The organism is Streptomyces sp. ADI95-17, assembly GCF_003846175.1.
Taxonomy (GTDB): domain Bacteria; phylum Actinomycetota; class Actinomycetes; order Streptomycetales; family Streptomycetaceae; genus Streptomyces; species Streptomyces sanglieri.
In genome coordinates this window covers 800,268-824,743 of the sequence record NZ_ML123050.1, presented here as the reverse complement: position 1 = coordinate 824,743, position 24,476 = coordinate 800,268, and the positions used below count along the sequence as shown (strand labels likewise).

At 71.4% G+C, this 24,476-nt stretch carries 21 protein-coding genes; 7 read left to right on the top strand and 14 right to left on the bottom strand.

Annotation, left to right across the window (positions count from 1 at the left end; genetic code table 11):
• Positions 1-6 precede the first annotated feature (6 nt).
• The 6 genes from EES42_RS34460 to EES42_RS34435 form a co-directional block, all read right to left on the bottom strand.
• Positions 7-1,182 (bottom strand): GntR family transcriptional regulator, encoded by a 1,176-nt coding sequence (locus tag EES42_RS34460; RefSeq protein ID WP_124722120.1) that lies wholly within the window; start codon positions 1,180-1,182, stop codon positions 7-9.
• Between the two features lie 182 nt (positions 1,183-1,364).
• Positions 1,365-2,435 (bottom strand): LacI family DNA-binding transcriptional regulator, encoded by a 1,071-nt coding sequence (locus tag EES42_RS34455; RefSeq protein ID WP_124722119.1) that lies wholly within the window; start codon positions 2,433-2,435, stop codon positions 1,365-1,367.
• A 91-nt stretch (positions 2,436-2,526) separates the two neighbouring features.
• Positions 2,527-3,768: a mandelate racemase/muconate lactonizing enzyme family protein gene (locus tag EES42_RS34450; protein WP_124722118.1), complete on the bottom strand. Its 1,242-nt coding sequence runs from the start codon at positions 3,766-3,768 to the stop codon at positions 2,527-2,529.
• A gap of 13 nt (positions 3,769-3,781) precedes the next feature.
• Positions 3,782-4,747 (bottom strand): D-2-hydroxyacid dehydrogenase, encoded by a 966-nt coding sequence (locus tag EES42_RS34445; protein ID WP_164495424.1) that lies wholly within the window; start codon positions 4,745-4,747, stop codon positions 3,782-3,784.
• Positions 4,741-5,703 carry a DUF6807 domain-containing protein gene (locus EES42_RS34440; RefSeq protein ID WP_124722117.1) on the bottom strand — a complete coding sequence of 321 codons (963 nt, stop codon included), beginning with the start codon at positions 5,701-5,703 and terminating at the stop codon, positions 4,741-4,743. Before EES42_RS34440 ends, EES42_RS34445 begins: the two co-directional genes overlap by 7 nt.
• Before the next feature lie 237 nt (positions 5,704-5,940).
• Positions 5,941-6,132 carry a DUF6381 family protein gene (locus EES42_RS34435; RefSeq protein WP_124722116.1) on the bottom strand — a complete coding sequence of 64 codons (192 nt, stop codon included), beginning with the start codon at positions 6,130-6,132 and terminating at the stop codon, positions 5,941-5,943.
• A 130-nt stretch (positions 6,133-6,262) separates the two neighbouring features.
• Between EES42_RS34435 and EES42_RS34430 the strand changes: the two genes are divergently transcribed.
• Both EES42_RS34430 and EES42_RS34425 read left to right on the top strand, forming a co-directional pair.
• On the top strand, positions 6,263-6,958 hold the full coding sequence (locus EES42_RS34430; RefSeq protein ID WP_124722115.1) for an RNase H family protein: 696 nt from the start codon (positions 6,263-6,265) through the stop codon (positions 6,956-6,958).
• A 147-nt stretch (positions 6,959-7,105) separates the two neighbouring features.
• On the top strand, positions 7,106-7,837 hold the full coding sequence (locus EES42_RS34425; protein WP_124722114.1) for a CDP-alcohol phosphatidyltransferase family protein: 732 nt from the start codon (positions 7,106-7,108) through the stop codon (positions 7,835-7,837).
• Here EES42_RS34425 and EES42_RS34420 read toward each other — a convergent pair.
• Positions 7,812-8,252 (bottom strand): adenylyltransferase/cytidyltransferase family protein, encoded by a 441-nt coding sequence (locus tag EES42_RS34420; protein WP_124722113.1) that lies wholly within the window; start codon positions 8,250-8,252, stop codon positions 7,812-7,814. The two genes, EES42_RS34425 and EES42_RS34420, sit on opposite strands and share 26 nt — an antisense overlap.
• A gap of 222 nt (positions 8,253-8,474) precedes the next feature.
• Between EES42_RS34420 and EES42_RS34415 the strand changes: the two genes are divergently transcribed.
• The 3 genes from EES42_RS34415 to EES42_RS34405 are packed head-to-tail and all read left to right on the top strand — an operon-like array spanning position 8,475 to position 12,657.
• Positions 8,475-9,740, top strand: a complete 1,266-nt coding sequence (locus EES42_RS34415) for a glycosyltransferase (protein ID WP_124722112.1) — start codon at positions 8,475-8,477, stop codon at positions 9,738-9,740.
• Positions 9,737-11,410, top strand: coding sequence for a lipopolysaccharide biosynthesis protein (locus EES42_RS34410; RefSeq protein ID WP_124722111.1), 1,674 nt, complete (start codon positions 9,737-9,739; stop codon positions 11,408-11,410). Before EES42_RS34415 ends, EES42_RS34410 begins: the two co-directional genes overlap by 4 nt.
• The gene (locus EES42_RS34405) at positions 11,407-12,657 is read left to right on the top strand and encodes an MATE family efflux transporter (RefSeq protein WP_124722110.1); all 1,251 of its coding nucleotides are present in this window, start codon (positions 11,407-11,409) and stop codon (positions 12,655-12,657) included. Before EES42_RS34410 ends, EES42_RS34405 begins: the two co-directional genes overlap by 4 nt.
• Here EES42_RS34405 and EES42_RS34400 read toward each other — a convergent pair.
• A complete protein-coding gene (locus EES42_RS34400; protein WP_206433732.1) occupies positions 12,620-14,131 on the bottom strand; it encodes a hypothetical protein in 1,512 nt (503 codons plus the stop codon). The genes EES42_RS34405 and EES42_RS34400 overlap by 38 nt on opposite strands.
• A gap of 106 nt (positions 14,132-14,237) precedes the next feature.
• On the opposite strand from EES42_RS34400, the gene EES42_RS34395 reads away from it, so the two are divergent.
• The gene (locus EES42_RS34395; RefSeq protein ID WP_124722109.1) at positions 14,238-15,428 is read left to right on the top strand and encodes a glycosyltransferase; all 1,191 of its coding nucleotides are present in this window, start codon (positions 14,238-14,240) and stop codon (positions 15,426-15,428) included.
• Here EES42_RS34395 and EES42_RS34390 read toward each other — a convergent pair.
• From EES42_RS34390 to gmd, 4 genes are all read right to left on the bottom strand, one after another.
• Entirely contained in the window at positions 15,400-16,227 is an 828-nt protein-coding gene (locus tag EES42_RS34390; protein ID WP_124722108.1) for a glycosyltransferase family 2 protein, read from the bottom strand. The genes EES42_RS34395 and EES42_RS34390 overlap by 29 nt on opposite strands.
• Positions 16,224-16,916, bottom strand: a complete 693-nt coding sequence (locus tag EES42_RS34385) for a hypothetical protein (protein ID WP_124722107.1) — start codon at positions 16,914-16,916, stop codon at positions 16,224-16,226. Before EES42_RS34385 ends, EES42_RS34390 begins: the two co-directional genes overlap by 4 nt.
• Complete coding sequence (locus EES42_RS34380; RefSeq protein ID WP_124722106.1) at positions 16,913-19,177, bottom strand: LamG domain-containing protein; 2,265 nt, start codon at positions 19,175-19,177, stop codon at positions 16,913-16,915. Before EES42_RS34380 ends, EES42_RS34385 begins: the two co-directional genes overlap by 4 nt.
• Before the next feature lie 70 nt (positions 19,178-19,247).
• Complete coding sequence (gene gmd, locus EES42_RS34375) at positions 19,248-20,261, bottom strand: GDP-mannose 4,6-dehydratase (protein ID WP_124722105.1); 1,014 nt, start codon at positions 20,259-20,261, stop codon at positions 19,248-19,250.
• Between the two features lie 128 nt (positions 20,262-20,389).
• On the opposite strand from gmd, the gene EES42_RS34370 reads away from it, so the two are divergent.
• Positions 20,390-21,373 (top strand): GDP-L-fucose synthase family protein, encoded by a 984-nt coding sequence (locus tag EES42_RS34370; RefSeq protein ID WP_124722104.1) that lies wholly within the window; start codon positions 20,390-20,392, stop codon positions 21,371-21,373.
• A gap of 63 nt (positions 21,374-21,436) precedes the next feature.
• Here the strand turns inward: EES42_RS34370 and EES42_RS34365 are convergent, their stop codons facing one another.
• Together EES42_RS34365 and EES42_RS34360 are read right to left on the bottom strand one after the other, a co-directional pair.
• A complete protein-coding gene (locus tag EES42_RS34365; protein WP_124722240.1) occupies positions 21,437-22,984 on the bottom strand; it encodes a sugar transferase in 1,548 nt (515 codons plus the stop codon).
• A gap of 408 nt (positions 22,985-23,392) precedes the next feature.
• On the bottom strand, positions 23,393-24,388 hold the full coding sequence (locus tag EES42_RS34360; RefSeq protein WP_124722103.1) for an MASE1 domain-containing protein: 996 nt from the start codon (positions 24,386-24,388) through the stop codon (positions 23,393-23,395).
• Positions 24,389-24,476: the final 88 nt, after the last annotated feature.

Below are 24,476 nucleotides of genomic sequence, written 5' to 3'. Positions count from 1 at the left end.
CCTCCCTCAGGGCCGGCGGGCGGCGACGGTACGGAGCCGGACCGGCACGGACTCGCGCGTCCTGATCCGGACGGGGAGCACGATCTGCTCGGCGCTGCGGTACGGGTCCTCGCCCGTCGTGCGCTCCGCGATCCGGGTGACCAGTTGCTCGACCGCCCGGAGGCCGATCTCCCTGGCGGGGAGCCGGGCGGCGAAGCTGGTGAGCGGCAGCAGGTCGTAGGGTCCGGCGTCGTCCATCCCGGCCAGCACGATCTCGTCGGGCACGGCGATGCCGAGCGAGGCCAGATCGGCGGCGGCGGTGGCGACGGCGAAACCGTGGGCGCACAGCAGGGCGGTCGGCGGCTCGGGCGAGCCGAGCAGGTCGGTCAGCAACTGCTTGCGCTCGTCCTCGGACAGCGCCGTGTACGAGCGCAGCGCGGTCAACTGGGGGAGCAGCGGCTGGTCATGGGCGCGCAGCGCCTGCTTGTGCCCGGTCATCCGGTCGTGGACGCTGGTGCACTGCGTCTCGCCCCAGAGCGTCGCTATCCGCTCATGGCCGTCGGCCAGCAGATGTTCGGTGAGCCGGTAGCCGACGTCGTAGTTGTCGGCGGTGACCGCGTCGATGGCGCGGCCGGGGAAATACCTGTCGACCAGCACCATGGGGATGCGCAGGCGCCTGATCTCGTCGAGGACATCGGAATCGGGCGCGCCCTGGACGGGATAGAGGATGATGCCGTCGACCCGGTCCTCGACGGCCTGGCGCAGCGCCTGGTCCTGGCGGGCCAGCGAGGCGTCGTGCGCGGCGTGCCCGGTCTCGGTCATGTGGACGGCGGAGTCGGAGAAGAACAGCCGCATCCCGCGCTCCGAGGAGCCGGACTCGATCCCGCGCAGCACCTCCGACTGGTAGGGCCCCTGGCCGCTGATGACGCAGGCGATCACCCCGGACCGGTGTGCCGGTGAGGGCTCCGGGGCCGCCCGGTCACCGGGGTCGGCGACAAAGGTCCCCTGGCCGCGCCGCCGGACCAACAGCCCTTCGGCGACAAGGTCGTTGAGGGCCCGGACGGCGGTGGTGGAGCTGACCTGGAAGCGCTCGCGCAGCTGGTTCTGAGTGATGAACGGAGCACCGGTCTCGTACTCGTCACGAGCCACCTCCGCCCGCAACTCGTCCTTGATGCGCTGGTACTTGGGCCCGGACGTACCCATCCAGCCACCACCCTCTCGGATTTGACGCGTCAATCGGCGTTGACCTCAGTGTGCTGGGGGTTAATGCATTATTTCAAGAGGGTTGCAGGGAAAGGATCGGCAACTTGGTGCATCAAGCGGGGAGTCCGCCTCTTTGATGCGTCAACTCGCTCCTCCCGGCAGCTCCGTGGCCGGGCAGGAAATCAGGCGGTCACCCGGGGCGGCGGAGCCGTACTGGCCCGCACCACCAGGCGCGAAGGCACGGCGAGCGTGCGCGGCGAGGCCGTCGCGTCGCCGAGGGCCAGCAGCAGCGCCCGGCGGCCGATCTCCTCCAGTGGCAGCCGCACGGTGGTGAGCGCGGGCGTGACGTCGCCGGCCACGGGCAGGTCGTCGAAGCCGACGACGGAGACATCGGAGGGAACGCCCCTGCCGAGGTCGTCACGGAGCGCGGCGAGCGCCCCCAGCGCCATGGCGTCGTTGAGCGCGAACAGCGCGGTGATCCCCGGCGATCTGCGGAACAGCCGCACCGCCGCGGCCCGGCCGCCCTCCCGGGTGAAGTCGGCCTCGACGCGATGGTGTTCCTGCACGACGACGCCGAGCTCGGCGGCCCGCTCCAGGAAGCCGTGCAGCCGTTCCTGTACGGAGACCAGTGCCAGCGGACCGCAGATGACGCCGATCTCGGTGTGCCCCAGTGCGGCGAGGTGCTCGGCGACCGCCCGGCCGCCCTCGCGGTTGCCCGGCACGATCGTGTCCACCGGAAGGTCCTGGTGCGCGACCGCGGTCACCCGGCCGCCCTGTGCCGCGAAGGCCTCCAGCTCCTGGGCGAGCGCGGGGTTCGCACCGGTGAAACCCGATCCGGCGAGGACCACGGCGCGGGCCCGCTGCGCCCGCAGCCGGGCCACGTACTCCGCCTGGAGTCCGGGCTCGTGGAAGGTGCCCGCCAGCATCACCAGGAGCTTGTGGTCGCGGGCGACCTCCATGACGCCGGCCGCGATGGCGGAGTAGTAGGCGTCGTTCACATCGTGCACGACCAGGCCGACGATGGACGTCGTGGACTGCACCAGCGCGCGGGCGGGCGCGTTGGACACGTAGCGGAGCCGGGCGGCCGCCTCCAGGACCCGCTCCTGGAGCTCCTGGGTCACGTTGCGGTCGCTGTCGCTGAGGACGCGCGAAGCCGTGGCGAGAGAGACCCCGGCGTCCTGCGCGACCTGCTGGAGCGTCACGGCGGACGACGGGCGGGGGCGGGCGGAACGTCGATTGACCTGGCTCTGCATAGGACTACGATAGCCGCACTGAAAGCGTTTTCCCATTGTGTAAACAAGAGGATCCGGCCCCGCCGCCGACGCTCTCGCCCCGGTCTCCCGGTCAGCCGGCGCTCCACCGGCCCGGTGCGGCCGGTGGCAGTGCGGCCAGGCAGCGGTAGACGGCATCACCGCGGAAGGCGTACCGCCGCTCGGTCTGCGGGGTGAGCCGGACGCCGAGCCCGGGCGCCTGCGGAGCGAGCAGGTGGCCCGCCTCGATGCGGAAGGGCTCGACCAGGAGCTCGGACCGCAGGGGGTATGCGGGCATCGGCCACTCGGCCAGCCGACCGCCACCGGCGAACGCGGCGTGGTAGTTGGCCGCCTGGCACACCGCACTGCCCCAGCAGTGCACGACCGGGTCGACGCCGTGTTCCGCGGCACCCGCGAAGACGGCCAGCGTCTGCACCGGCCCACCGACGACCGTGGCGTCCGGCTGCACCATGTCGTAGCAACCGGCGGCCATGCGTTCCAGCAGCTCTCGCGCGGTGGTGACGGTCTCCCCGCCCGCCACCGGGCAACCGGCCGCCCGCCGCAGCTCGGGGTACTCATGTGTACGGGCGGGGCCCAGCGGCTCCTCCAGAAAACGCAGGGGCCGCCGGGTGCCGGCCCGCACCGCGTCGAGGAACGCCAGCGCGTCCGCCGCCGACTGGCCGGGGTCATGAAGGTTCTGCGCCATGTCGACGGCGATCCCGACTCCGTGCGGGGCCGCGTGCTCAAGCGTCCACACCGCCTTGTCCGCCTCGTGGCCCCGTGCCCTGATCTTGAAGGTGTCGATCCCGAGAGCGGCGACAGCGGCGATCTCGTCCCTCATCGCTGCCGGGGAGGTCGAGTCGCCCCCGCTGGCGTAGAGCCGGATCCGGTCCGTACGACGGCCGCCCAGCAGCTCGTACGCCGGCACACCGGCCCGTTTCCCGAGGGCGTCGACCAGGGCCGCCTCCACGGCGGAGACGACATGGCGGGCCGCTCCCTGAAGGCTCCAGTACCCCGTGATGTCCACCATGTCCCGGTAGCGCCCAGCCAGGTCCCCGGCCGGACGCCCGACCAGGTAGGGGGCGAGCAGCTCGACCGTGGAGACGAAGACCTGAGGGGCGAAGACGGCGAGATAGCCCTCGCCGAGACCGGTCGTCCCGTCGTCCAGGGTCACCTCGACCAGCCCCGTCGTGCGCCACCCCGTGGGCAGCGCCACGCGCACCTCCAGATTCTCCGGATCGGCGTACGGCGCGCTGAGCAGCACCGGCCGGAGTGCCGCGATACGCACCCCGTCGTCGACGAGCGCACCGGGGTACGCGGAAGCTGATTCGGGCATGTCGGTCGCGTCCTCAGAATCCTCTGGTCCACTGCACGGGGTTGCGCAGCGGTTCACCGGCCCCGAACCGGAGCAGGTTGTCGGCGAACAGGTCGACGACCCGTGCGCTCTCGTCCGTGGAGCCACCCGCGGTGTGCTGGGTGAGGATGACGTTCGGGCAGGACCACAGCGGATGCCCGGCGGGCAGCGGCTCCTGCCCCGTCACATCCAGCACCGCACCGCCGAGCCGCCCGGAGGACAGCTCGCGGACCAGTGCCTCCTCGTCCACCAGCGAACCCCGGCCGGCGTTCACCAGAACGGCCCCCGGCCGCATGAGCGCGAGCCGGCGTGCGTCGAGCAGCCGGTTTGTCTCGGGCGTGCCGGGCAGCAGCCCCACCACCACGTCGAAGCCGGGCAGCCGCTCGTCGAGTTCGGCGGGTGTGCGGATGTCGCCCGAGCCGCGTGCGAAGTGCGACACCCGGCAGCCGAACGGTCCGAGCAGCTCGGCGAACCTCCGGGCGATGGACCCCCGGCCCAGCACCAGGACCCGTGATCCGGACAGCAGCCGCAGCCGCGGCCGGACGGCGGACTGCGCCCAGGTGCCGCGGGTACGCAGCACCGCGAGCTCATCGATGCCGCGGTGCAGCGCCAGGACGCCCGCCAGGCACGACTCGGCCACCGATCCCGCGAAGAGGTCACCCAGGTTGGTGACGGTCAGCCGGCGGCCGAGGACCGGCCAGTCCAGGCCGAGATAGCCGTCGATCCCGACCGAGGCGAGCTGCAGCCACCGGAGCCGGGGCGCTTCGGCCACCCAGGCCGCCCGGGGATTGCCGAGCGCGATGCCGGCGCCCGCGAGCGCCCGGGCGTCCGCCGCGGCGGCGGTTCCCGGCTCGGCGAACCACACGGGGCCGGTCCACAGACCGCGCAGCCGGGCCCGGCCGGAATCGTCGAGCGGCAGCTCCACGTACAGGCCGGGGCCGTCGGTGTCCTTGTTCACCACGGGTGCGCCGCCAGGTAGTCGGTGATCCGCTCCCGGTCCCAGGCGCCGTCCGCGACGGTGACCCGGTAGCGGCGGGACAGGGTGTCGCCCGGGGCGAGCTCCAGCTCCTCGTGGAAGGCGAAGGACGGGGCGACGGCCGCGAAGGGCTCGTCGCGGACGAACCAGTGCGCCGGGTGGGTGCCGCCCGCTCCCGTGTGATCGTTCTCCGGGGCGTGCCGGAAGATCAGCGTGGCGTGCCCGTCGGCGCCGTCGTGTTCGCCGCTGTACGCCAGCCAGGGTGCCTGCGTCCCCATCAGCCCCGGGCCCTCCCCGTCCGGACCCAGGATCCGGCCGCCGCGGAAGGCGCGCGGTCCGCGCCAGAAGAGGCCCGTGTAGCCCGCCGCCTCCCGGCCGTGGGTCGTCGGGCTGCCGAAGAGCAGCGGCTCGGTACGCCGGTTGGTGATCGCGCTGGACCAGGTCAGCGTCCAGCTGCCACCGGGGCCCGCATCGGTGGCACCGGAGCCGGATCGGGCGTGCTCGACATCGTGCAGCTCGACCCGGCGCAGCTCGTCGGCCCAGTGCGTGCCGTCGTTGTGGCGCCAGCTCAGCCGCTCCGCGACGACCGCGTGCCCGGCCTCGGCCGACACCTCGTCGAATCCGATGTGCGCCATCGACCCGACCCGCTCGGGCAGCGGCACGTAGTCCTGGCCGTGCACATAGGTGTTGCCGCCCCACAGGTTCTGCCCGGAGAGATGGGAGGCCGTCATCTGGAGGCCCTTGTGCCAACGGTGATCGTTGGGCCGATAGTCGGTGACAACGTTGTCGGCCAGCGTGCGCATGGGGTGGATGTACGGCTTGGGGGCTTCCCAGGCCGCTTCCGGCCGGTAGACGTAGCTGATCAGATCGATACCGCCGTGCTCCTCCGTGACCGTGATCCGGTCACCGTGGGCGTGCGTGATGCGCAGTGGACTGCTCATGTCCCGAGATCTCCTGGGTGCGGCTGGAAAGCGCTTACCGCAACCTAGGGCCTGCGACGGAGGAACGTCAACAGCCCGGAGGAACGTCCACAGCCCTACGGAACGTCAACAGAACGTCACCAGCCCGGAGGGACGCCGACAGCCCCTGATGAATGCCGGTGACAACACGGCGGCCGACGGCTTGCCGCCCACTCATGGAAGAGCGACAAGACGTCGGCCGTTGGCGTGAGGCAGGTGTCACTTGGGCGGACGGATGCTTCCGCCGCCCATGTCGCCCTGCTGCTCGCACTGCTCCTGGAGCTTGCGGGCCTTCTCCTGCAGCCGCTGGCGCTGCTCAGGGTCGGTGGTGCGCTCGGCGGCCTCGGTCATGTGCCGGGCCTTCTCGCGCAGCTGCTGCGCACGGTCACCGGATTCACGTGCAACGCTCATCATCGCTCCTTGTGCGGTTGGGAAGAGCGGGCTCCATCAGAGAACCAGCGCCGCCGGGCCACCGCACCTCGAATCGTCACTCAGGGTCACGGTTCCGGAGGGAGGTCGCGACGCTGGCATGATCGAGGACATGAACGAGAGCATCATCGCCGCGTGTGACGGGGCGTCCAAGGGCAACCCGGGACCTGCGGCCTGGGCATGGGTCGTGGCCGACGCGCAGGGCCGGCCCGAGCGCTGGGAAGCGGGACCGCTGGGCAACGCGACCAACAACATCGCCGAACTCACCGCGCTGCTTGAGCTGTTGGGGTCGACCGATCCCGCCGTGCCGATCGAGGTACGGATGGACTCGCAGTACGCGATGAACGCGGTGACCAAGTGGCTGCCGGGATGGAAGCGCAACGGCTGGAAGACCTCGGCCGGCAAGCCCGTCGCCAACCGGGACCTGGTGACCGCCATCGACGACCGGCTGACCGGCCGGACCGTGCGCTTCACCTACGTCCCGGCCCACCAGGTCGACGGCGACCCGCTCAACGCGCTCGCCGACCAGGCGGCCAGCGAGGCCGCGGTGGCGCAGCGGCCGGCCGGAACCGCGCACGGTTCCGCGCAGCTGCCGACCCCCGCCCCCGCCCGGGCGACCGAGGCCCGGCGCGGCGGCGAGGCGGCGAAGAAGACGACGGGCGCGGCACGCCCCGCCCGTTCCGGGGGCACCATCAAGGCCAGGTTCGCCGGCCGCTGCCACTGCGGAAAGCCCTACGCGGCACAGGACATGATCGCCAAGAACCCCAACGGCTGGGGCCACCCGGAGTGCCGAACCGCCCCCGCCTGATCCGGACGAAAGGCCCCGGAGGCCCGCGAAGGACCCGGCCCGCGTGCCATGATGCGGCTCTGACGGCGGCGTCCGCGCACCGCTGTGCCGAGGCCCGGGCCGGCACCGGTGCGGCGCCGCTCGCGACAGCTGGACGCTGGGGGGCGGATGGGAAACACGGGCACGGTCCTGCGCGAGCTGCGCGGCGCGCAGAAGACGGCCAAGGGGGTGTCGCTCTACTCGCGATACGTGAACCGGCCGGTCGGCCGGGTCTTCGCGGCCGGTGCGTACCGGATCGGACTGACACCCAATCAAGTCACCTTGGTCAGTGCGGCGTTCACCTTCGCGGCGATCGCCTCGGTGGCGCTCGTCCGGCCGTCCACCGGGCTGGCGGTCGCGGTGTACGCGGGCCTCGTCATCGGCTTCGCCCTCGACTCGGCCGACGGCCAGCTGGCCAGGCTCACCGGCGGGGGAGGCCCGGACGGCGAGTGGCTGGACCATGTCGTGGACTGCGCCAAGATGATCCTCGTGCACACCGCCGTACTGATCTCCTTCCAGCGGTTCTCCGGACTGCCCGGCGAGGGCTGGCTGCTGCTGCCGTTGGCCTTCCTGTTCACTGCGGTGCTGACGTTCTGCGCGGGACTGCTGCGCGAACAGCTCGGAAAGGCGGCCGCCCGGCCCGCGGCGGACACCGGTACCGCCGCCCCTGTCTCGCGGCTGCGGGCAGTGGTGCTGCTGCCCGCCGACTACGGAGTGTTCTGCCTGGTCTTCCTGCTCCTCGGCGACCGCACCGCGTTCCGCGTCGGATATGCGGCGCTCGCCGCCGTGCACGCACTGTTCCTGGTGGCTTTCCTCGCCAAGTGGTTCAGGGAGCTCAGAGCGCTCCGGACCGCGGACTGACGAGCGTGTCCAGCGCCCGGCGCAGCTGGGTGCTGGACGTGTGCACGGTGTACGGGAAGTAGACGACCTCCACGCCGACCTCGGCGAAGTCGCGTTCCAGCCGTTTCCCCTTCTCCGTGTCCCGCCAGTCGTCCCCCTTGAAGATCACGTCGAACCTCACCTGCTGCCAGGTCTCGACCTTGTCGGGCACCGTCTCGACGAAGGCCGCGTCCACGTACCGCACGCTGCGTACGATCTCCAGACGCTCAGGCAGCGGAATCACCGGCCGATGGCCCTTGGCGAGCGCGGCCATCTCGTCCGAGACGACTCCGGCGACGAGGTAGTCGCACTGACTGCGGGCGTGCCGCAGGATGTTGAGGTGTCCCACATGGAAGAGGTCGTAGACCCCCGGCGCGTAGCCGACCCTGTGCACCATCCGTTCTCTCCCCCCACGGTGAACGTGATGTCCGTGTCCCGCAGCAGTTTTCCGGACATGGCATCCGGTGCGGTGGGATATCGGTATCGGTGTTGATGGAGCAACGACCTTACTGTGAAGACCACTTGCGCATCACGTGAACGGATAAGCTCGCTTTTGGGGCTGTTCTCCGGGGAGGAACCCGGGGGAACACGGAATGTTCCGGGGGGAAGGCGGGCGTCCATGTCCGATGCCGATCGTCACAAGCTGTTCGAGGGACGTACCCTGCTGGTCGTCTCGACGAACTACGCACCCGAGCTGACGGGCATCGGCCCGTACGCCGCGCAGCTCGCCGAGCACTGGGCGGAGGCCGGCGCGGAGACCCACGTGCTGACCGGGATGCCGCACTACCCGTCCTGGCGGACCGACGCGGAGTACCGGGGGGTGTGGCGGGTGGCCGAGAAGCGGGCCGGGGTCACCGTGCACCGGCGAAGACACTATGTGCCGTCCCGTCAGACCGCCCTGCGCAGAGCGGCGTTCGAGGCTACGGTGTTGGTTCATGGTCTGCTGTCGCCGCCCGCCGCCCGGCCGCCGGACGCGGTGGTCTCCCAGATTCCCAGTCTCGCCGGGGGCGTCATCGGTGCCCGGCTGGCCGGCCGGCACAAGGTCCCGTACATACCCGTCGTGCAGGACCTGATGGGCGCCGCCGCCGCGCAGAGCGGCATCCGGGGCGGGGACCGTGCCGCGGCCGTCGCCTCCGCCGCCGAACGGTACGCGCTGCGCTCCGCGGCCCTCGTCGGCGTCATCCACGAGACCTTCGTGCCCCGCGTCACCGCCTACGGAGTGGACCCGGGCCGCATCCGTACGGTGCCCAACTGGTCGCATGTGCGGGCCCCTTCCACCGACCGGGCCGTCACCCGGGCACGGCTCGGCTGGGACGAGGGCACACCGGTGGTCCTGCACTCCGGGAACATGGGGCTCAAACAGGGCCTGGAGGTCCTCGTCGACGCGGCCCGGCTGGCGCCCGAGATACGCGTGGTGCTCATGGGGGACGGCAATCAGCGCGAGGCGCTGCTGGCGCGCGCCGCGGGACTGCGCAACCTCGACATCCTGCCCCCGGCCGACGCTGGCGAGTTCACGGACGTCCTCGCCGCCGCCGACGTGCTCGCGGTGACACAGAAGGCCTCCGTGCTCGACATGAGCGTCCCGTCCAAACTCACCTCCTACTTCGTCTCGGGCCGGCCCGTGGTGGCCTCGGTAGCCGACGGGGGAGGCACCGCACAGGAGGTCCAGCGGTCCGGCGCCGGGCTCCTCGTCGCCCCGGAGGACCCCGCGGCGCTGCTCTCCGCCGTACGGAAGCTCGTCGAAGCACCGGCGGGAGCGAACGCGCTCGGCGCCAGGGGGCCGCAGTACGTCGCACGTCACCTGAGCCGTGAGGCGGGCCTGGCCCGCTTCGACGCCCTGCTCACCGAGGTCCTCGCGGACGCCAAAGGGAGACCACGTCGATGAACCAGCCGATCCGCACCCTGGAGGACCAGGACGAACCCGCGCTGCTGAGAGACCAGTTCCGTCAGCTCCTGCGCTACCGGGCCCTGCTCGCCTCCGGCGTGGTCGCCGGGCTCATCGGCGGCGGCTGGCTCGCGCTGAGCGGCGAGGAGAACTACACATCGACGGGCGAGGTCGTCGTACGCTCCGCCGCCTCGGACCCCTTCGCCGCCGGTGCCTCCGCCGACAAGGGCATCAACATCGGCTCCGAACGGCAGACCGCCGTCAGCGACACCGTGGGCACCCTGGCCGTCACCACCCTGGCCGGAAGGGGCGACCGGGTGGCGGTCGGGCCGCTGCTCTCCGGCCTTCAGGTCACCAACCCGCCCAACACCCTCGTGCTCCGCTTCTCCTACACCGGCCGCACCCCCGCACTGGCGAAGGCACGGGCCCAGGCGCTCGCCGACGCCTATCTGGAGATTCGCCGCCAGCGCACCGAGAACAGCATCGCCAACATGGTGGACGGCTACCGCGCCCAGCTCAGCCCGCTCACCGAACAGCGCGACCAACTCGCGGCGCAGACCGGCGGCGGCAACGACGTGACCAGCGCACGGGCCAACCTCGTGGTCGCGATCTCCGAACTCAACCGGAAGATCTCCGAGTTGCGCGCGCTGGACACCACCCCCGGATACCTGACGAAGAGGCCCGCCGCCCCGAGCAAGCCCACCGGGGCCGGACTGTCACTGCTGCTGGGGCTCGGCGGCGTCGTCGGTCTCGCACTGGGACTGCTGCTGTCCTGGGTGCGTCTGGTCTTCGACCCGGCCGTGCGCTCGACCCGGGAGCTGGTCCGCTCGCTCGGCGCGCCGCTGCTGGGCACCCTGCCCAGGGAGCGTGGGTACGGCGGCTCGCTGCTGGCCATCGGACGGAGCGGGAGCAGGCTCGCCGAGGAGTACCGCGCGGTGGCCTTCCGGCTCGCCTACGATCCGTCGTTCGCCGAGCGCCGCAGGCTCCTGGTCACCGCCCCGCGCGGGGACGGCGCCGCGGCGGCCGCCGCCGCTGCCAACCTGGCCGCGGCCTTCGCCGAGATGGGCCGCGACGTGATCCTGGTCGAGGCCGATCTGCGTACCCCCGCCCTGGCCAGGGACCTGGGTCCGGCGGCGCAGGGTTCCCGGCCGCGCTGGGCGACCCGAGGCCGGCGAGCCTGGCCCTCGGACAGCCAGATGAATGTGGACGTGCCCGGTTCGGGCGCCTTCACCCTGATAGCGGGCCGGCGCACGGACAACGTGCCGCGCGCCCTGACGTCGGCACCCGTCGGCCGGATCGTCGCCGAGGGCGACCGGCCCGGTGCCGTCGTCATCGTGCTGGCTCCGCCCGTGCTGTCGTACGCCGACGCCGTCGCGCTGATCGACCGGGTCGAGGGCGTCGTGGTGGTCTGCGACCCGCGCGAGGTGCACCGCAGCGACCTGGAGCGGATCCGGGAGATCATCGGCGCGGCGGGCGGCTCCGTGCTCGGCGCCCTGCTGCACCCCGGCCTGAGCCGCCACGAGCGCCGGGCCCGCAGGAAGGCCGCCAAGCGCCGCCCGGGCGGCGGCCGGCCGGGCCGCGACGAGACGGGCAGCGGGCCGGAACAGACCGGTGACCCCACCGAGACGCTGGGGCTGCGCGCCTTCGACTCCACCGCCGGACACAGATGAGGGCACGCACCGCGATCCTCTGCTCGGTCGCGGACCAGGGGGTGGCCGCGCTCACCAACATCCTGGTGCTGGTGACGGCCGCCCGGCTCTCTACCGTGGCCGACTTCGCCCGCTTCTCGGCGGTCTACCTCGTCTTCACGGTGCTGCTGGGGGTGTCCGGCGCCTACACGGGGCAGCCGCTCGTGCTGCGGCGCGGCGAGGGCGAGGAGGTGCGTGGTGCCTGCCGTTCGGCGGTGGTCTTCACGCTGCTCGCGTCGGCGGCGCTCGGCGCGCTGCTGTCCGGGGTCTGCCTGCTGCTGCCGGGCGCCACCGCGCAGGCCCTGATGGCGCTGGGACTCGTCCTGCCGGTGGTGCTGGGCCAGGACACCATGCGTTACGCCTTCTCGACCCTGCAGCTGCCGAATCTGGCGCTGGCGGGCGACGTGCTCCGACTGGCCGGTGTGCTGGGCGCGCTGGCCCTCCAGCCGCACGGCGCCCCGGCGGCCCGGCTCGTCCTGGTGTGGGGGCTCGCCGCGCTGCCGGCCCTGCTGCTCTCGGCGGCCCTGCTGCACCGGAGGGCGGCCGGGACACCACTGCGGCTGAAGGTCCTGCTTCGGCGCGGCCATCTCGGGCGGCGCTTCGTGGTGGAGTTCGCGGTGGGCAACGCCACCGGCCAGCTCTCCGTCCTCGGACTGGGCACGGTCGGCAACCCGCTGGTGGTCGGCGCACTGCGCGGCGCGACCACCCTCTTCGGGCCGTTGAACGTGCTGTTCACCTCGGCGACCGGCTTCGGCCCACCGCTGCTGGGCAGGCTCGCCGGCGAACGGCGCAGGGTACGGGCCGCCGCCGTCCTCGCGGCCGTCCTGGCGGCCGTCGCCGCCGCCTGGGCCACCGTACTGTCCCTGCTGCCCGACCCGGTCGGACGCCGGCTGCTGGGCGACACCTGGCCCACGGCCGCAGCTCTGCTCCCGGCGACCGGCAGCCAGTACGCGGCGATGGCCGTCGGCACCTGCGGGCTGCTGGCCCTGCGGATGCTCGACCCGCGCACCACGCTGGCCATCCAGGTGGTCTTCTCGCTCGCCGCAGTCGCCTTCCTGGCCGGCGGCTACGCGCTGGCCGGAGTCCCGGGCGCCGCCTGGGGCCTGTGCCTGGGATCCGGGTGCAAGGCCGTCGCCACCTGGACCAGGGTGGCCCGGCTCGGGGTCCGTACCGGCGTGGCGCGGGCGCCCGTCAGCGCGGGCGCCGCACGTCCCGACGGAAGCTCGTGACCAGCAGCAGGCAGAGCGCCGCGACGGCAAGCTTGCCGGCGGACTGCAACAGCGGCCCGCGCAGCAGAATGAAGGTGTACCCGGCGACCAGCGGTGCGGTGACGGCCAGGACGCTGCCGGGGCCCGGACCGTCCCTGGAGACCGCCCGCGCGTACCGCCGGTCGGTACGGGCGGCGGCGTACCCGATCAGTGCGAGGCCACCGACCATGCCCGGCGCACCGAAGTCGACCCAGAGCTCGGTCCACAACGGCGATGACAGGTTGGTCATGTTCATCCCCATCCACTGACCGACGCGCACTCCCGTGTCCTCCGGCTTGCCGCTCCACACCGACCGGGGCACGAAGAAGAGGGCGGTGCCCGCCAGTTGACGCCCGTAGGCGTGGCCGCGGGTGTCGACCCAGGTGATGGTGTTGGCGAACATCACCGTCTGGTCGTAGTCCTTGGTGGCCAGCGGCTCGAACACCGACGAGGAGTCCACCGGCCGGTACCCCGCGCTGTCGTACCGGAACCGGTCCGCGTACGGGAACAGCACCAGCGCCCCGACCACCCCCATGGCCAGCACCGAGCGGTACATCGCCGCACTGCTCGGGAACGCGGTGAACAGCAACGAGACCAGCACTGTCAGGAACCAGTAACGGGCATTGGAGACAGGGTTGTTGACGATCACATTGAGGACGAGAAGTCCGGCCCAGACCAGCACCGCCGACGGGGAGCGCCGGGCCGCGCGCGAGGTCACCAGCCGGCGGGTGAAGAAGAGCAGCGCGAGCAGCGCGGGCACCGTGCCGAAGCCCTTGAGGAACGCCGATCCCACATTGGACCCGTCCGACCCCACCCCGCTCCCCGCGACCGAGGCACTGATCTCCTGACGGCTGGTGAAGAAGACCGCGGGCCCGCCGACCTTCAGGACGTAGTAGCCGCTCGCCGCGAAGGCCAGCAGCACCAGCAGCCCGAGCCGCCCCCGGTGCGCCACGGCCGGGCGCCTCCCGGAGCGCACGGCGACCCGCCGCCGCAGCGGCCGCCGGGACGCCAGCAGGGCCCCCAGGTCGAACGCGGCACAGCCCACCAGGATCAGCGCGACGGCCGTCACCAGATCCGACCGCGGCCCGACCATCGGGGTGGGCGTCTGCCCGATGACGGCCTGGGCGAACGGCGCCACGCCCATCGCGATGTACACGAACATCCAGAAGACACCCTGCAGCAGACGCCGCCGGGTGGAGAGAATCATCGTCGCGAGCCGGATCCCCGCGTAACAGGTCAGCACGAGCTGGAGCCAGTAAGCGGTGTCACGGACCCCGGTACCCGGCTGCGCGGCGATCACCGCGGGCAGGAAGCAGACCAGGGCCAGAATGAGGGGCACGGCCAGCGCGCGCGAGAGCATGGTCCACGACCTGGGCTCCGCCTGCGCGTGGCCCGGCTCCCGCAGGCCGTGCTCCGGTACGGGTGCGGACGGCGCCGCCTCGTGCACGGACGTCATGTGCTCCCCGTTTCCGTGGACCTGTGAACACTCTAACGAATCAACCCACTTGGGGGGTTTGGATGACTAGTCTGTAAAGCGTCGGCCGCGGTCGAGGGGAACCCTGGTGAAGATCCTGCACATCGTCACACTGCACACCCCGGACCACGCGTTCGGCGGTCCGACCAGGGTGGCGCTCAACCTGTCGAAGGTCCAGCGGGCCGCCGGTGACGACGCCAGGATCATGGCACTCGGAGACGGTTTCGTGGGCCCCCTCCCGCGCGAGATCGAGGGAGTGCCGGCCCATCTCTTCCCGGCCCGCCATCTGCTCCCCGCCTTCGAGGTCAGCGGCATCACCTCCGGAGCGCTCCTGCTCACCGCACTGCGCATGATGCGCGGCGCCGACATCGTCCATGTTCATCTGATGCGCGACCTGGTGACGCTGCCCGCGGCGCTGCTTGCCCTGGCCTCCCGCACCCCCCTGGTCGTCCAGACGCACGGCATGGTGGACCCCACCGAGAACCGCGTCGCCCGGCTCACCGATCTGCTCGGGGTGCGCAGGGTGCTGCGCCGGGCCGACGCCCTGCTGCACCTCACCGAGACGGAACGCCTCGATGTGAACGCCGTCGCCGCACCGGTCCCGCCGGTCCGGGCCGTACGGCTGGTCAACGGGGTGCGCCCGCAGGAGATCAAGCCCGCCCGCGAGCCGGGACGGCCGCCGACGGTCCTCTTCCTCGCCCGGATCCAGGAGCGCAAGCGCCCGGAGGACTTCGTCGCGGCGATGCCCGCGGTCCTGGCGCGCCACCCGGACGCCCGCTTCGTGCTGGCCGGCCCCGACACCGGCGCGCTCCCCGCCACCCTCGGACTCGCCCGTGCTCTGGGGGTGACGGCATCGCTCGACCATGTGGGGCCGCTCGGTCACGAGGAGGTCCTGGCGGCGGCCCGGTGCGCCGATGTGTACGTGCTGCCGTCGATCGAGGAACCCCTCGGTGTGTCCGTCCTCGAAGCGATGTCGGTCGGCACCCCCGTGGTCATCACCCGCACCTGCGGACTCGGCCCAGACGTGGCGCGCGCGGGCGCGGGCCGGGTGATCGACAGCCGGGTCGGCGAGGACGGGAAGAACGCCCTCAAGGTCGCCACCGCCATCCTGGAACTCCTAGAACCGGAGACCAACACCCGTACGGGCAAGGCGGCCTGGAACCTCGTGAACGAGGACTTCACCATCGAGGCCGTGACCGCGACGCTCCGGCGGACCTACGAGGACGTGGCCCGCCGGAGCGGCGATCGGGTCAAACGGTCTTTCCCTCACGGGACTTGAGGGCGATCTGCCAGCGGTAGAAGCTCATCGCCAGCGCGAAGTCGAACCCCGCCCGCCCGTCGAGGAACCCCCGCCGGTACAGATACATGTACGCGAACGACACCAGTGGCTTGAACGGCGCCTTGTGGAACAGCTGCCCCTGGCGCGACTTCACCCTGCGCACCTGTTCCTTGACCTCGGGATGGTGCTCCAGCCATGCCTCCCAGTCCGAGTAGCGGTTGTGCCGCTCGAACCAGGCGGTGACCGGGTCGAGATCCTGGTGCTCGATCGGATTGCGGAGCGAACCGACCGAGTCGGCGACCGGCTGGTAGTGGCCCTCGACCTCACCGATGCCCGGCGCGTCCAGATCGCCCACCTCCGGATACCGGCAGCGGGTGCGGTCGGTCAGCGAGCGCTTGCGGATGGTGTAGCCGTGTCGCAGCCGCTTCCCGGAGAACCAGTAGCCGAGCGGGATGTCGTACGCCGCGGGCTTCGGTGCTGCCGGGTCGGCGAAGATCTGCCGCAGTTCGGCGAGCAGCCCGGGACCGATCCGTTCGTCGCCGTCGAGCAGCAGGATCCAGTCCAGGTCGGTGCGGACATGGTCCAGACACCACTGCTTCTTGCGCGGATGACCCCCGTCCCAGGTGTACGTGATCACCTCGGCCCCGCACTCCTCGGCGATCTTCACCGTCTCGTCCGTGCTGTGCGAATCGACGACGACGACCGCCTCGAAATGGCCGAGTACCGATGTCACCGCCTCGGCGATGTTGAGCCCCTCGTTCTTCGTGGGGATCGCCACGGCTATCGGCAGCCTGCTCATCCGAGGTCCCCTTCGGGCAGCCAGGCGTAACAGCCTGTGGAGGTGAAGACACGGGCCTGCCGGGGCACGGTGATCGAGGTCCGTTTCCCGGCGGCGGAGCCGGAGTCCAGGGTTCTGCCGTCCGCCCCGGTGATCTGCCAGGTGCAGCTTCCGGTGGGGGAGACATCGCGGTAGCGGCCCGGCCGGATCTGATCGTTCCTGTACGTGCCGTCCGGGTATCCCCGGTCGGCCTCCCGCAGCAGGTTCCGGTGCTGGGTGCAGAGGTGCTCGACGGCGGGCTTCGCGTCGGCGATCTCACCCGTCACGATCGCACCGACCGCGACGTCGCGGTCGGCCTTCACCAGGAACCGCAGCCTGTCGCAGGTCTCCTGACCGGTCTGGAGCACGGCCGCCGGGTCCATGCCTCTGGGTACCCGGTCGACCAGATACTCCTTCTGCTTCCTGCTGAACGAGCCGGTGGCCGGGGTGAGTTCGTCGCTGGGAAGCTTCGGCGGCTCACTCGTGCGCGGCGCCGGGGGGCCGTCGGCGGCGGTGGTGCCGGGCCCGGCCGACGGGGCGGCGATCGGGGCCCGCGCGGCCGCCGGTCCGGCGCCGTCGGCGCCGCCCCGCCCCTCGGCGGACGAGCCGCAGGCGGCCAGCGCCGCCGTCAGTACGACGACGGCGGCACCGACCCGGAACGGATGCCTCATCCGGCTGTCCTCAGCGCGTAGTGGGCACTGATCTGCGAGCCGCTCAGCGCGGCCGGGTAGACGGCGGTCTCGTCGATCTGCCCGGCGAAGAAGTCGCTCGTCGGCCTGCTCGGCCAGCCGTTCAGGTTGTCCCCGCCCACCCGCCAGTAGCCGTCGTACTTCTCGTTGCCGGTGTACAGGGCGTTGGAGGCGCGGAGCTGCCCGTCGACGTACAGCGCCATGCCACCGGGGCCCTGGGTGGCGACGACGTGGTGCCAGGCGCCGTTGTTGTACGCGGCGGGTGTGGTGACGGTCCGGGCGCTGCCGCTCTTCACCCCGAAGACCAGCCGGCCGTTGTCACGCATGTACACATGCTTGTCGTACTGGGTGCTGTTCTGCATGGTCAGACTGCCGAAGCCGACGATCTTCCCGCCCTTGGTGCTCGTCGTCCTGATCCAGGTCTCCACCGAGAACCTGGCCGGCTGCGGATGGCGCTTGTTGCTGTACACGTACTGCGTCGAACCGTTGAGGCCGATCGCGGTCGAGGGGCCCGCGACCGCGGCCGGGGTCACCCGCCGGGTGGGGGAGTTGCGCACGAATCCGTTGTCCCGCCCGCCGCTGCTGTCGCCGGCGAGGGTCGAGGCGGCCTCGTCGTAACGCCAGTAGAGCGAAGCGCCGTCCGCGAGCACCTTGGCGGGGTACTTCTGCGCCGCCGACGCCACGGTGGCGGACACCGCGGTCGACTTGGCACTGGTGTTGGTGCCGTCGCTCGCACTGATCCGGTACGAGTGGGTCTCGCCAGGCGCCACGTCCGTGTCGGTCCAGCTCAGCTGCGGCCGGTCCCAGAACAGCGAGTAGCCGGTCGTGGTGTGCACCGGGGTGCTCGCGCCGTCCTTGTAGATCCGGTAGGTGAGTTCCCCGTCGTCGGTGTCGAAGCTGGTCTGCCAGTCGACCACCACCTTCCCCGGGGTGAGCGTGGACAGGGTGACGTTGGGCACCCACGGGGCCCCGGTGTCGGGGCCGTCGGCGAACCTGGTCAGGCCCTGCTGGGCGGAGCCGTTGACGGTGGTGAACTCGCCGCCGACCCACAGGTAGTGATGGCCGCCCTTGTCGGTCTGCGCCATCACCCGGGGCCCGACCGGCTCCCCGATCCCGTCGTTGGTGTCCGGGAACCAGGGCAGCAGCTTCGGGTCGTCCACGGACTGGGCCAGCAGATGCTTGCGCGGCTGGTTGGGGAACTCGCCCATGGTGGCGCAGTCATGGGCGTGGCTCCCGCTGTACAGCACGCCGTCGTGCACCAGGACGGCCTGGGTGGCGCCGAGGCAGGTGTCCCGCCAGCGCTGCTCGAAGTCGCTCAGGTCCAGTGCGATCCGGCCGTCGAAGACGCCCCCTCCGGTGCCCTCGTTGGCGGTGTAGAAACCGGTGGCGTCGGTGGTCAGGTCCTGCACCGTGGAGGTGTTGGGAATGAACCCGGCCGGATAGCTCTTGGTCACCGCCCCGGTCGTGGCGTCCACCACCGCCAGCGCGTGCGACGTGGTGCCGTTCACCTTGAAGAAGTTGCCGCCGAGCAGTACGTGCTTGCGGTCGGGCGTCAGCTCGACGGCCCGGCCGATCTCGTCCGCGTTCGCCTTCCACGGCTTCAGCGCGGCACCCGTGGTGACCGCGGCGAACTTGTTCCTGGTCTGCCCGGCCACCGTGTTGAAGTCACCGCCCAGATACACGGTGTCGGCGGTCACGGCGAGGGCCCGCACCGTCGCCGAGACGGAGACCTTGAAGTCCTTGCGCGGGGTGCAGCTCGCGGTGTCGATCGCGGCGATGTTGCTCACCCCGACACCACTCACCGACCCGAACTGCCCGCCGACGTAAAGGGTCTTCTGGTCCGGCGAGAGTGCCAGCGCCCGTACGGTCGCCGTGCCGGACGAGAGTGTGAACGACAGGCTGCAACCGGTCGGCGCACCGGTCGCGGCGTCGAAGGCGGCGAAGTTCACCCCGGGCCGCTCCGAGGTGCCGGGTGCCGCGTCCGGCGGCCGGACGGTGGAGAAGGTGCCGCCGGTGTAGACGACACCGGCGTCCGACGCGGCCATCGACCACACGATGCCGTTGGTCTGCCAGGTGGTGAGGTCGTCCGCGGTCAGGGAGACCGGCGGGGTCAGGGCCGCGGCCGGGGAGCCCCCGGACGCGGCGGCTGCGGACAGTGCTCCGGCGAGCAGGCAGAGCGCGCCGGCGGCGGCACGTACCCGGCCGCGGCCGGCGCGTCCGCGGCCCGTGGTTGCGTACATCATTCAGCTCCGAAGGTGTGAACGGGCCGCGGCCGGACCGCCGCGGTGGCTGTTGTACCGGTGCCGGGCGGTCTCATCGGTCCACCCGCACGGCGGCTCCGGCGAGTTGGTCGGACAGCTGGCGGATGTCCGCCTCGACCATGATCCTGGCGAGCTCCCGCGACCGCACGACCGGTTTCCAGCCGAGCTGTTCCTCGGCCTTGGTGGCGTCCCCGATCAGGGCGTCGACCTCGCTGGGTCTTTCGTACTTGGCGTCGTACCGGACGTGCTCGCGCCAGTCCAGACCCGCGTGTGCGAAGGCGTACTCCAGGAACTGCCGCACACTGACACCCTCGCCGGTGGCCACCACATAGTCGTCCGGGACGTCGCACTGGAGCATCCGCCACATCGCCTCGACGTACTCGGGGGCGTACCCCCAGTCGCGTACGGCATCGAGGTTGCCCAGGTGGAGACGGGTCTGCAGGCCCGCCTTGATCCTGGCCACCCCGCGAGTGATCTTCCGGGTCACGAAGGTCTCGCCGCGGCGCGGGGACTCGTGGTTGAACAGGATCCCGTTGACCGCGAACATGCCGTACGCCTCACGGTAGTTGACCGTGGACCAGTACGAGTAGACCTTGGCGACGCTGTACGGGCTCCGCGGATGGAACGGGGTGGCCTCGTTCTGCGGCGGCGGGGTGGCGCCGAACATCTCGGACGACGACGCCTGGTAGACACGGGTGTCGATGCCGCTCGCGCGGACCGCCTCCAGCAGCCGGATGGTGCCGAGTCCGGTGATGTCACCCGTGTACAGCGGTGCGTCGAACGAGACGCGGACGTGCGACTGCGCACCCAGGTTGTAGACCTCGTCCGGCCGGATGTCACGCAGCAGATTCACCAGCGCGACACCGTCGGCGAGATCGGCGTGGTGCAGGACGAACGAGCGGTTCTCCTCCTCCGGTCCCTGGTAGATGTGGTCTATGCGTTCGGTGTTGAAGCTCGACGAGCGGCGTATCAGGCCATGGACCGTGTACCCCTTGTCGAGCAGCAGCTCGGACAGGTACGAGCCGTCCTGTCCGGTCACACCGGTGATGAGCGCGGTCTTCGCCACGACTCCCCCTTCTCTGGTCGCCTCAGCGGCTGTTGTTCCGCACCGAATATTTCCCGTCGAAATACCGGGATTGAGCGTTCTGCGGCAAAACATCACCGCAGGCCGCGGGTGCTGGCAGAATCCGGGCCATGACGACTGATCTCCCCGGCCCTGCGCAGGAATCCGTCCGTTCCCTCCTACGATCCGGTGCCCGTGTGTTCGTCGCGGGCCACCGCGGCCTGGTCGGTTCGGCGGTGGTGCGCCGCCTCACCACCGAGGGGCACGAGGTGGTCACCCGCGACCGCGACCGGCTCGATCTGCGCGACGCCGTCCGGACCGAGGCGTTTCTCCGCGAGGCCCGTCCGGACGCGGTGGTGCTGGCCGCCGCCAAGGTCGGCGGGATCATGGCCAACCACACGTATCCGGTGCAGTTCATCGAGGACAATCTGCGCATCCAGCTGAGCGTCGTCGCCGGGGCGCACGCGGCCGGGGTCGAGCGGCTGCTCTTCCTCGGCTCGTCCTGCATCTACCCCAGGCACGCCCCGCAGCCGATCCCCGAAAGCGCTCTGCTCACCGGCCCGTTGGAGCCGACCAACGAGGCGTACGCGCTGGCCAAGATCGCCGGAATCGTGCAGACCCGCTCCTACCGCCGGCAGTACGGCGCCTCGTACATCAGCGCCATGCCCACCAACCTCTACGGTCCGGGCGACAACTTCGACCTGGAGTCCTCGCATGTGCTGCCCGCGCTGATCCGGCGCTTCCACGAGGCGCGCCGGGACGGTTCGTCCACGGTCACGCTCTGGGGCTCCGGCAGTCCCCGCCGGGAGTTCCTGCACGTGGACGACCTGGCCGCCGCATGCCTTCTGCTGCTGGAGCGGTACGACGGCGACGAGCCGGTCAACATCGGCTGCGGAGACGATCTGACGATCCGCGAACTGGCCGCCACAGTACAGGATGTGACGGAATATCAGGGTGCTGTCGAATGGGACACGACGAAGCCCGACGGCACCCCGCGCAAACTGCTCGACATCTCCCGGCTCGCCTCGCTGGGTTTCGCACCGCGGATCGCCCTGCGTGACGGCATCGCCCAGACCTACGCATGGTGGCTGGACCGGCAGCCCGCGCAGATCTGATTCCGGCCCGACGCCGGTGATGCGTGAGGGACTTCGCGCCACTCGCATGGACGGCCGCCGCTCTCAGTAGGCCCCGCGGCCGTCGGTGACGGCGCGCAGCGTACGGGCCATGAGTCCCATGTCCGTGGCCATCGACCAGTTGTCGACGTACCACAGATCGAGCGAGACGGTCTCCTGCCAGGACAGGTCCGAGCGGCCGCTGACCTGCCACAGGCCGGTCAGTCCGGGCTTCACCGACAGCCGCCGGAACTCGCGTTCGTCGTAGCGGGACACCTCCTCCGGCAACGGCGGGCGCGGTCCGACGAGGGACATGTCGCCGCGGAGCACATTGAGAAGTTGTGGGAGCTCGTCGAGGGACGTCCGGCGCAGCAGGCGGCCGATTCCGGTCACCCGGGGATCGCGGCGCATCTTGAACATCGGGCCGTCGATCTCGTTCGCGGTGCGGAGCCGGTCCTTGCGGGCCTCGGCGTCGGCCACCATGGTGCGGAACTTCCACATCGTGAATGGCCGGTTGTGCTGCCCCTGCCGGACCTGGCGGTGGAACACCGGCCCGTCGGAACCGAACCGTACCGCCGCCCCGATCAGCACCAGCAGGGGGGTCAGGACCAGCAGGCCCAGAGCGGCGCCGACCCGGTCCACGACGGCCTTCAGGGCCGGTTGCGGCCCCCGGCGCAGCGGCGGCGCGATGTGCAGCAGGGTGAGCCCGGCCGCGGCGGTGGCCCGCACCCGGCCGGCCGCGATGCCGGAGAGGCCCGGGAGAACGGACAGCGCGAGCCCGCCGTCGTGCAGTCCCCAGGAGAGCCGGCACAGCCGTTCTTCGGAGAGCTGGGGCCCGGGGACCACCAGTGCCAGGTCCGCGTCCTGGGCGAAGGCCCCGCCCAGCACGGTCGACACATCGTCGTCGGCCGGTGCCGGTGCCAGCCGGCCCGGCACCGGCACCCCGCACTCCAGCGGCGCGGTACCCACCGGGACCGCGGCCACGACCGAGTACGGATGATCCGCGCGGGCCGCGAGCAGCCGGACGGCGCGGTCCACGCCCGGAGCCTCGCCCACCACCAGCACCCGCCGGACCGCCCGCGGGCGGCGTCCCGGCCACGGCAGCCGCCGCAGGGCCTGCGCCCCGATTCCCGCCGACAGTCCGGGCAGCAGTGCCACGACCGCCGTCGTGGGGTCGAGCGCACCGCCGGTCGCGGTGTGCAGCACGGCGAGCACGCCCAGGAACAGCAGCCAGTCGCCGGCCGTGCTCAGCACCCCCGACGGTCCGCCCGGCGGCCGCTGCGCGTACCGGCCGCGCACGGCCCGCAGCGCGGACCACGCCAGTGCGGCCGCGGCCGCGGCCAGCACGGCCCGGGACTGTCCGCCCGCGCGCAGTACGAGCAGGGCCGGAACTCCGAGGCCGAGGAGCTCCACACCGGCGACCACGGGTATGCACCCGGTCGCCCTGATCTTCGCGGCGGCCGGCCCGGAACGCTCACGCGGTGCGGCCGGCGCCTGCCACAATTCGTCGAGTCCGTTGCTGCGAGGCCGATTCGAGACGGTGCGCGGACGTGGTGCCCCCACCAGTCCCACGGGTCCTGTTCTGTCCGAATCGGGTAGCTCGACATGCCCCATGAACCCCCCAGTCACAGTTGCATCGTCACAAACGGGGCGCATCCGCCGATCTCATGGACTGACGGATGCGCCCTCGCTCGGTGCACGATATCCACAGACGTGCCATTTCGCTGGAGTTCTCGTGAAGTTCAGACATGCGCACTGACTCGGATCTCGTCCCGTTCCGCGCCGGATCGCTGGGTCTGTGAGTAAGTGTTGGCATTTGGAATGCACCTGAATCGGGTTGTGTGCGGACATGTACGCCGGTCAACTGTCCGGCGTGTCCACCAGGTTCGTCCGCAGCGGTGTGCTGTCGGGAGACCTTCCCCGGCCAACAAACGAGCGAGTGCGCATGTGGTGACGGCCGATGGCCGGATTGTTTCGGTGTGGAGGCGGGGCCATCGGTGGTGCCGGAGCGACGCGTGGTGCTCAGCGGCTGTCGAGTTCGTCGTCGGGCCGGGACGGCCAGGCGGCCTCCGCCCTCCCCGGCGCCAGATGGTCGACCACTTCGGCCAATTCCTCGCAGGCGCGCTCGATCCGGTGCCGGATGTTGCTCTGTTCGGTCACGACCGCCGCGAGCAACAGCGCGGTCAGCGCCACACACCCGTTGAGCACGGCGAGGTTGACCATCACATGCAGGATCGTCTGGCCCTCGAACGGACCCACCCCCTCCGTTCCCGCGATCGCCGCCAGCACCGACACCAGCAGCGCGCAGGGCGCGCTCCCCGCCAGCTGGAAGCGCAGGGCGGCCCAGATGAGCAGCGGGAACACCAGATAGATCATCGCCAGTGAACTCCGGGTCGCCACCAGCGAGACCACGACCGAGACGACCAGCAGCGCGCTCGCCTCGATCCACCGGTCGGTGGTCCGGGGCATCCGCAGTCTGCGCAGCACGAGCAGCATGGGAGTGACCACGAGCACCCCCATCGCGTCCCCCGACCACCATGCCGCCCAGACCGGCCAGAACCCGCTCGGGGGCAGCTTCCCGTCCAGCACCAGCATGCCCGCGCCCACGGTGGCGCTGATGACCATCCCGGCCAGCGCGCCCAGGAAGACCAGCATGACCCCGTCGCGCAACCGGTCCAGCTCCTTGCGGAAGCCCGCTCTGCGGAGTATCAGGTACGAACAGACCGGGGCCGCGGTGTTCCCCGCCACGACGGCGAAGGTGGAGGGCGTGACCGAGCCGCTGAGCGTGGTGACGACGAGCAGGGAGCCCAGCGCGATCCCGGGCCAGGCGCTCAGGCCCAGGTAGATCAGGGCCCCCAGCGCGATGCCCGTCGGCGGCCAGAGCGGTGTGACGACCGCACCGTGGACGGACACCTCCCGGATGAGGCCGAGCCCTCCGGCCGCGTAGTAGGCAGCGGTGACGGCCAGGACACGTAGTACGGCCACGGCCGCACGTCTGGTTCTCTCGCTGCGGATCACACATCTCATCAGACACCGCCCCGGACGGGTGGCGGCTGTTTGACACGCTAGGCCGGGTCCGCGGACCCGGCCCGGGCCGGACGGCCCC

What these genes read in the sequence shown, in the direction of transcription:
- EES42_RS34440 (WP_124722117.1), bottom strand. Translation starts at nt 5,703, where the DNA reads ATGAGCAGTCCACTGCGCATCACGCACGCCCACGGTGACCGGATCACG.
- EES42_RS34405 (WP_124722110.1), top strand. Translation starts at nt 11,407, where the DNA reads ATGAGGGCACGCACCGCGATCCTCTGCTCGGTCGCGGACCAGGGGGTG.
- EES42_RS34415 (WP_124722112.1), top strand. Translation starts at nt 8,475, where the DNA reads ATGTCCGATGCCGATCGTCACAAGCTGTTCGAGGGACGTACCCTGCTG.
- EES42_RS34460 (WP_124722120.1), bottom strand. Translation starts at nt 1,182, where the DNA reads ATGGGTACGTCCGGGCCCAAGTACCAGCGCATCAAGGACGAGTTGCGG.
- EES42_RS34400 (WP_206433732.1), bottom strand. Translation starts at nt 14,131, where the DNA reads ATGACGTCCGTGCACGAGGCGGCGCCGTCCGCACCCGTACCGGAGCAC.
- EES42_RS34380 (WP_124722106.1), bottom strand. Translation starts at nt 19,177, where the DNA reads ATGATGTACGCAACCACGGGCCGCGGACGCGCCGGCCGCGGCCGGGTA.
- EES42_RS34430 (WP_124722115.1), top strand. Translation starts at nt 6,263, where the DNA reads ATGAACGAGAGCATCATCGCCGCGTGTGACGGGGCGTCCAAGGGCAAC.
- EES42_RS34425 (WP_124722114.1), top strand. Translation starts at nt 7,106, where the DNA reads ATGGGAAACACGGGCACGGTCCTGCGCGAGCTGCGCGGCGCGCAGAAG.
- EES42_RS34435 (WP_124722116.1), bottom strand. Translation starts at nt 6,132, where the DNA reads ATGAGCGTTGCACGTGAATCCGGTGACCGTGCGCAGCAGCTGCGCGAG.
- EES42_RS34370 (WP_124722104.1), top strand. Translation starts at nt 20,390, where the DNA reads ATGACGACTGATCTCCCCGGCCCTGCGCAGGAATCCGTCCGTTCCCTC.
- EES42_RS34455 (WP_124722119.1), bottom strand. Translation starts at nt 2,435, where the DNA reads ATGCAGAGCCAGGTCAATCGACGTTCCGCCCGCCCCCGCCCGTCGTCC.
- EES42_RS34450 (WP_124722118.1), bottom strand. Translation starts at nt 3,768, where the DNA reads ATGCCCGAATCAGCTTCCGCGTACCCCGGTGCGCTCGTCGACGACGGG.
- EES42_RS34420 (WP_124722113.1), bottom strand. Translation starts at nt 8,252, where the DNA reads ATGGTGCACAGGGTCGGCTACGCGCCGGGGGTCTACGACCTCTTCCAT.
- EES42_RS34390 (WP_124722108.1), bottom strand. Translation starts at nt 16,227, where the DNA reads ATGAGCAGGCTGCCGATAGCCGTGGCGATCCCCACGAAGAACGAGGGG.
- EES42_RS34365 (WP_124722240.1), bottom strand. Translation starts at nt 22,984, where the DNA reads ATGGGGCATGTCGAGCTACCCGATTCGGACAGAACAGGACCCGTGGGA.
- EES42_RS34410 (WP_124722111.1), top strand. Translation starts at nt 9,737, where the DNA reads ATGAACCAGCCGATCCGCACCCTGGAGGACCAGGACGAACCCGCGCTG.
- EES42_RS34385 (WP_124722107.1), bottom strand. Translation starts at nt 16,916, where the DNA reads ATGAGGCATCCGTTCCGGGTCGGTGCCGCCGTCGTCGTACTGACGGCG.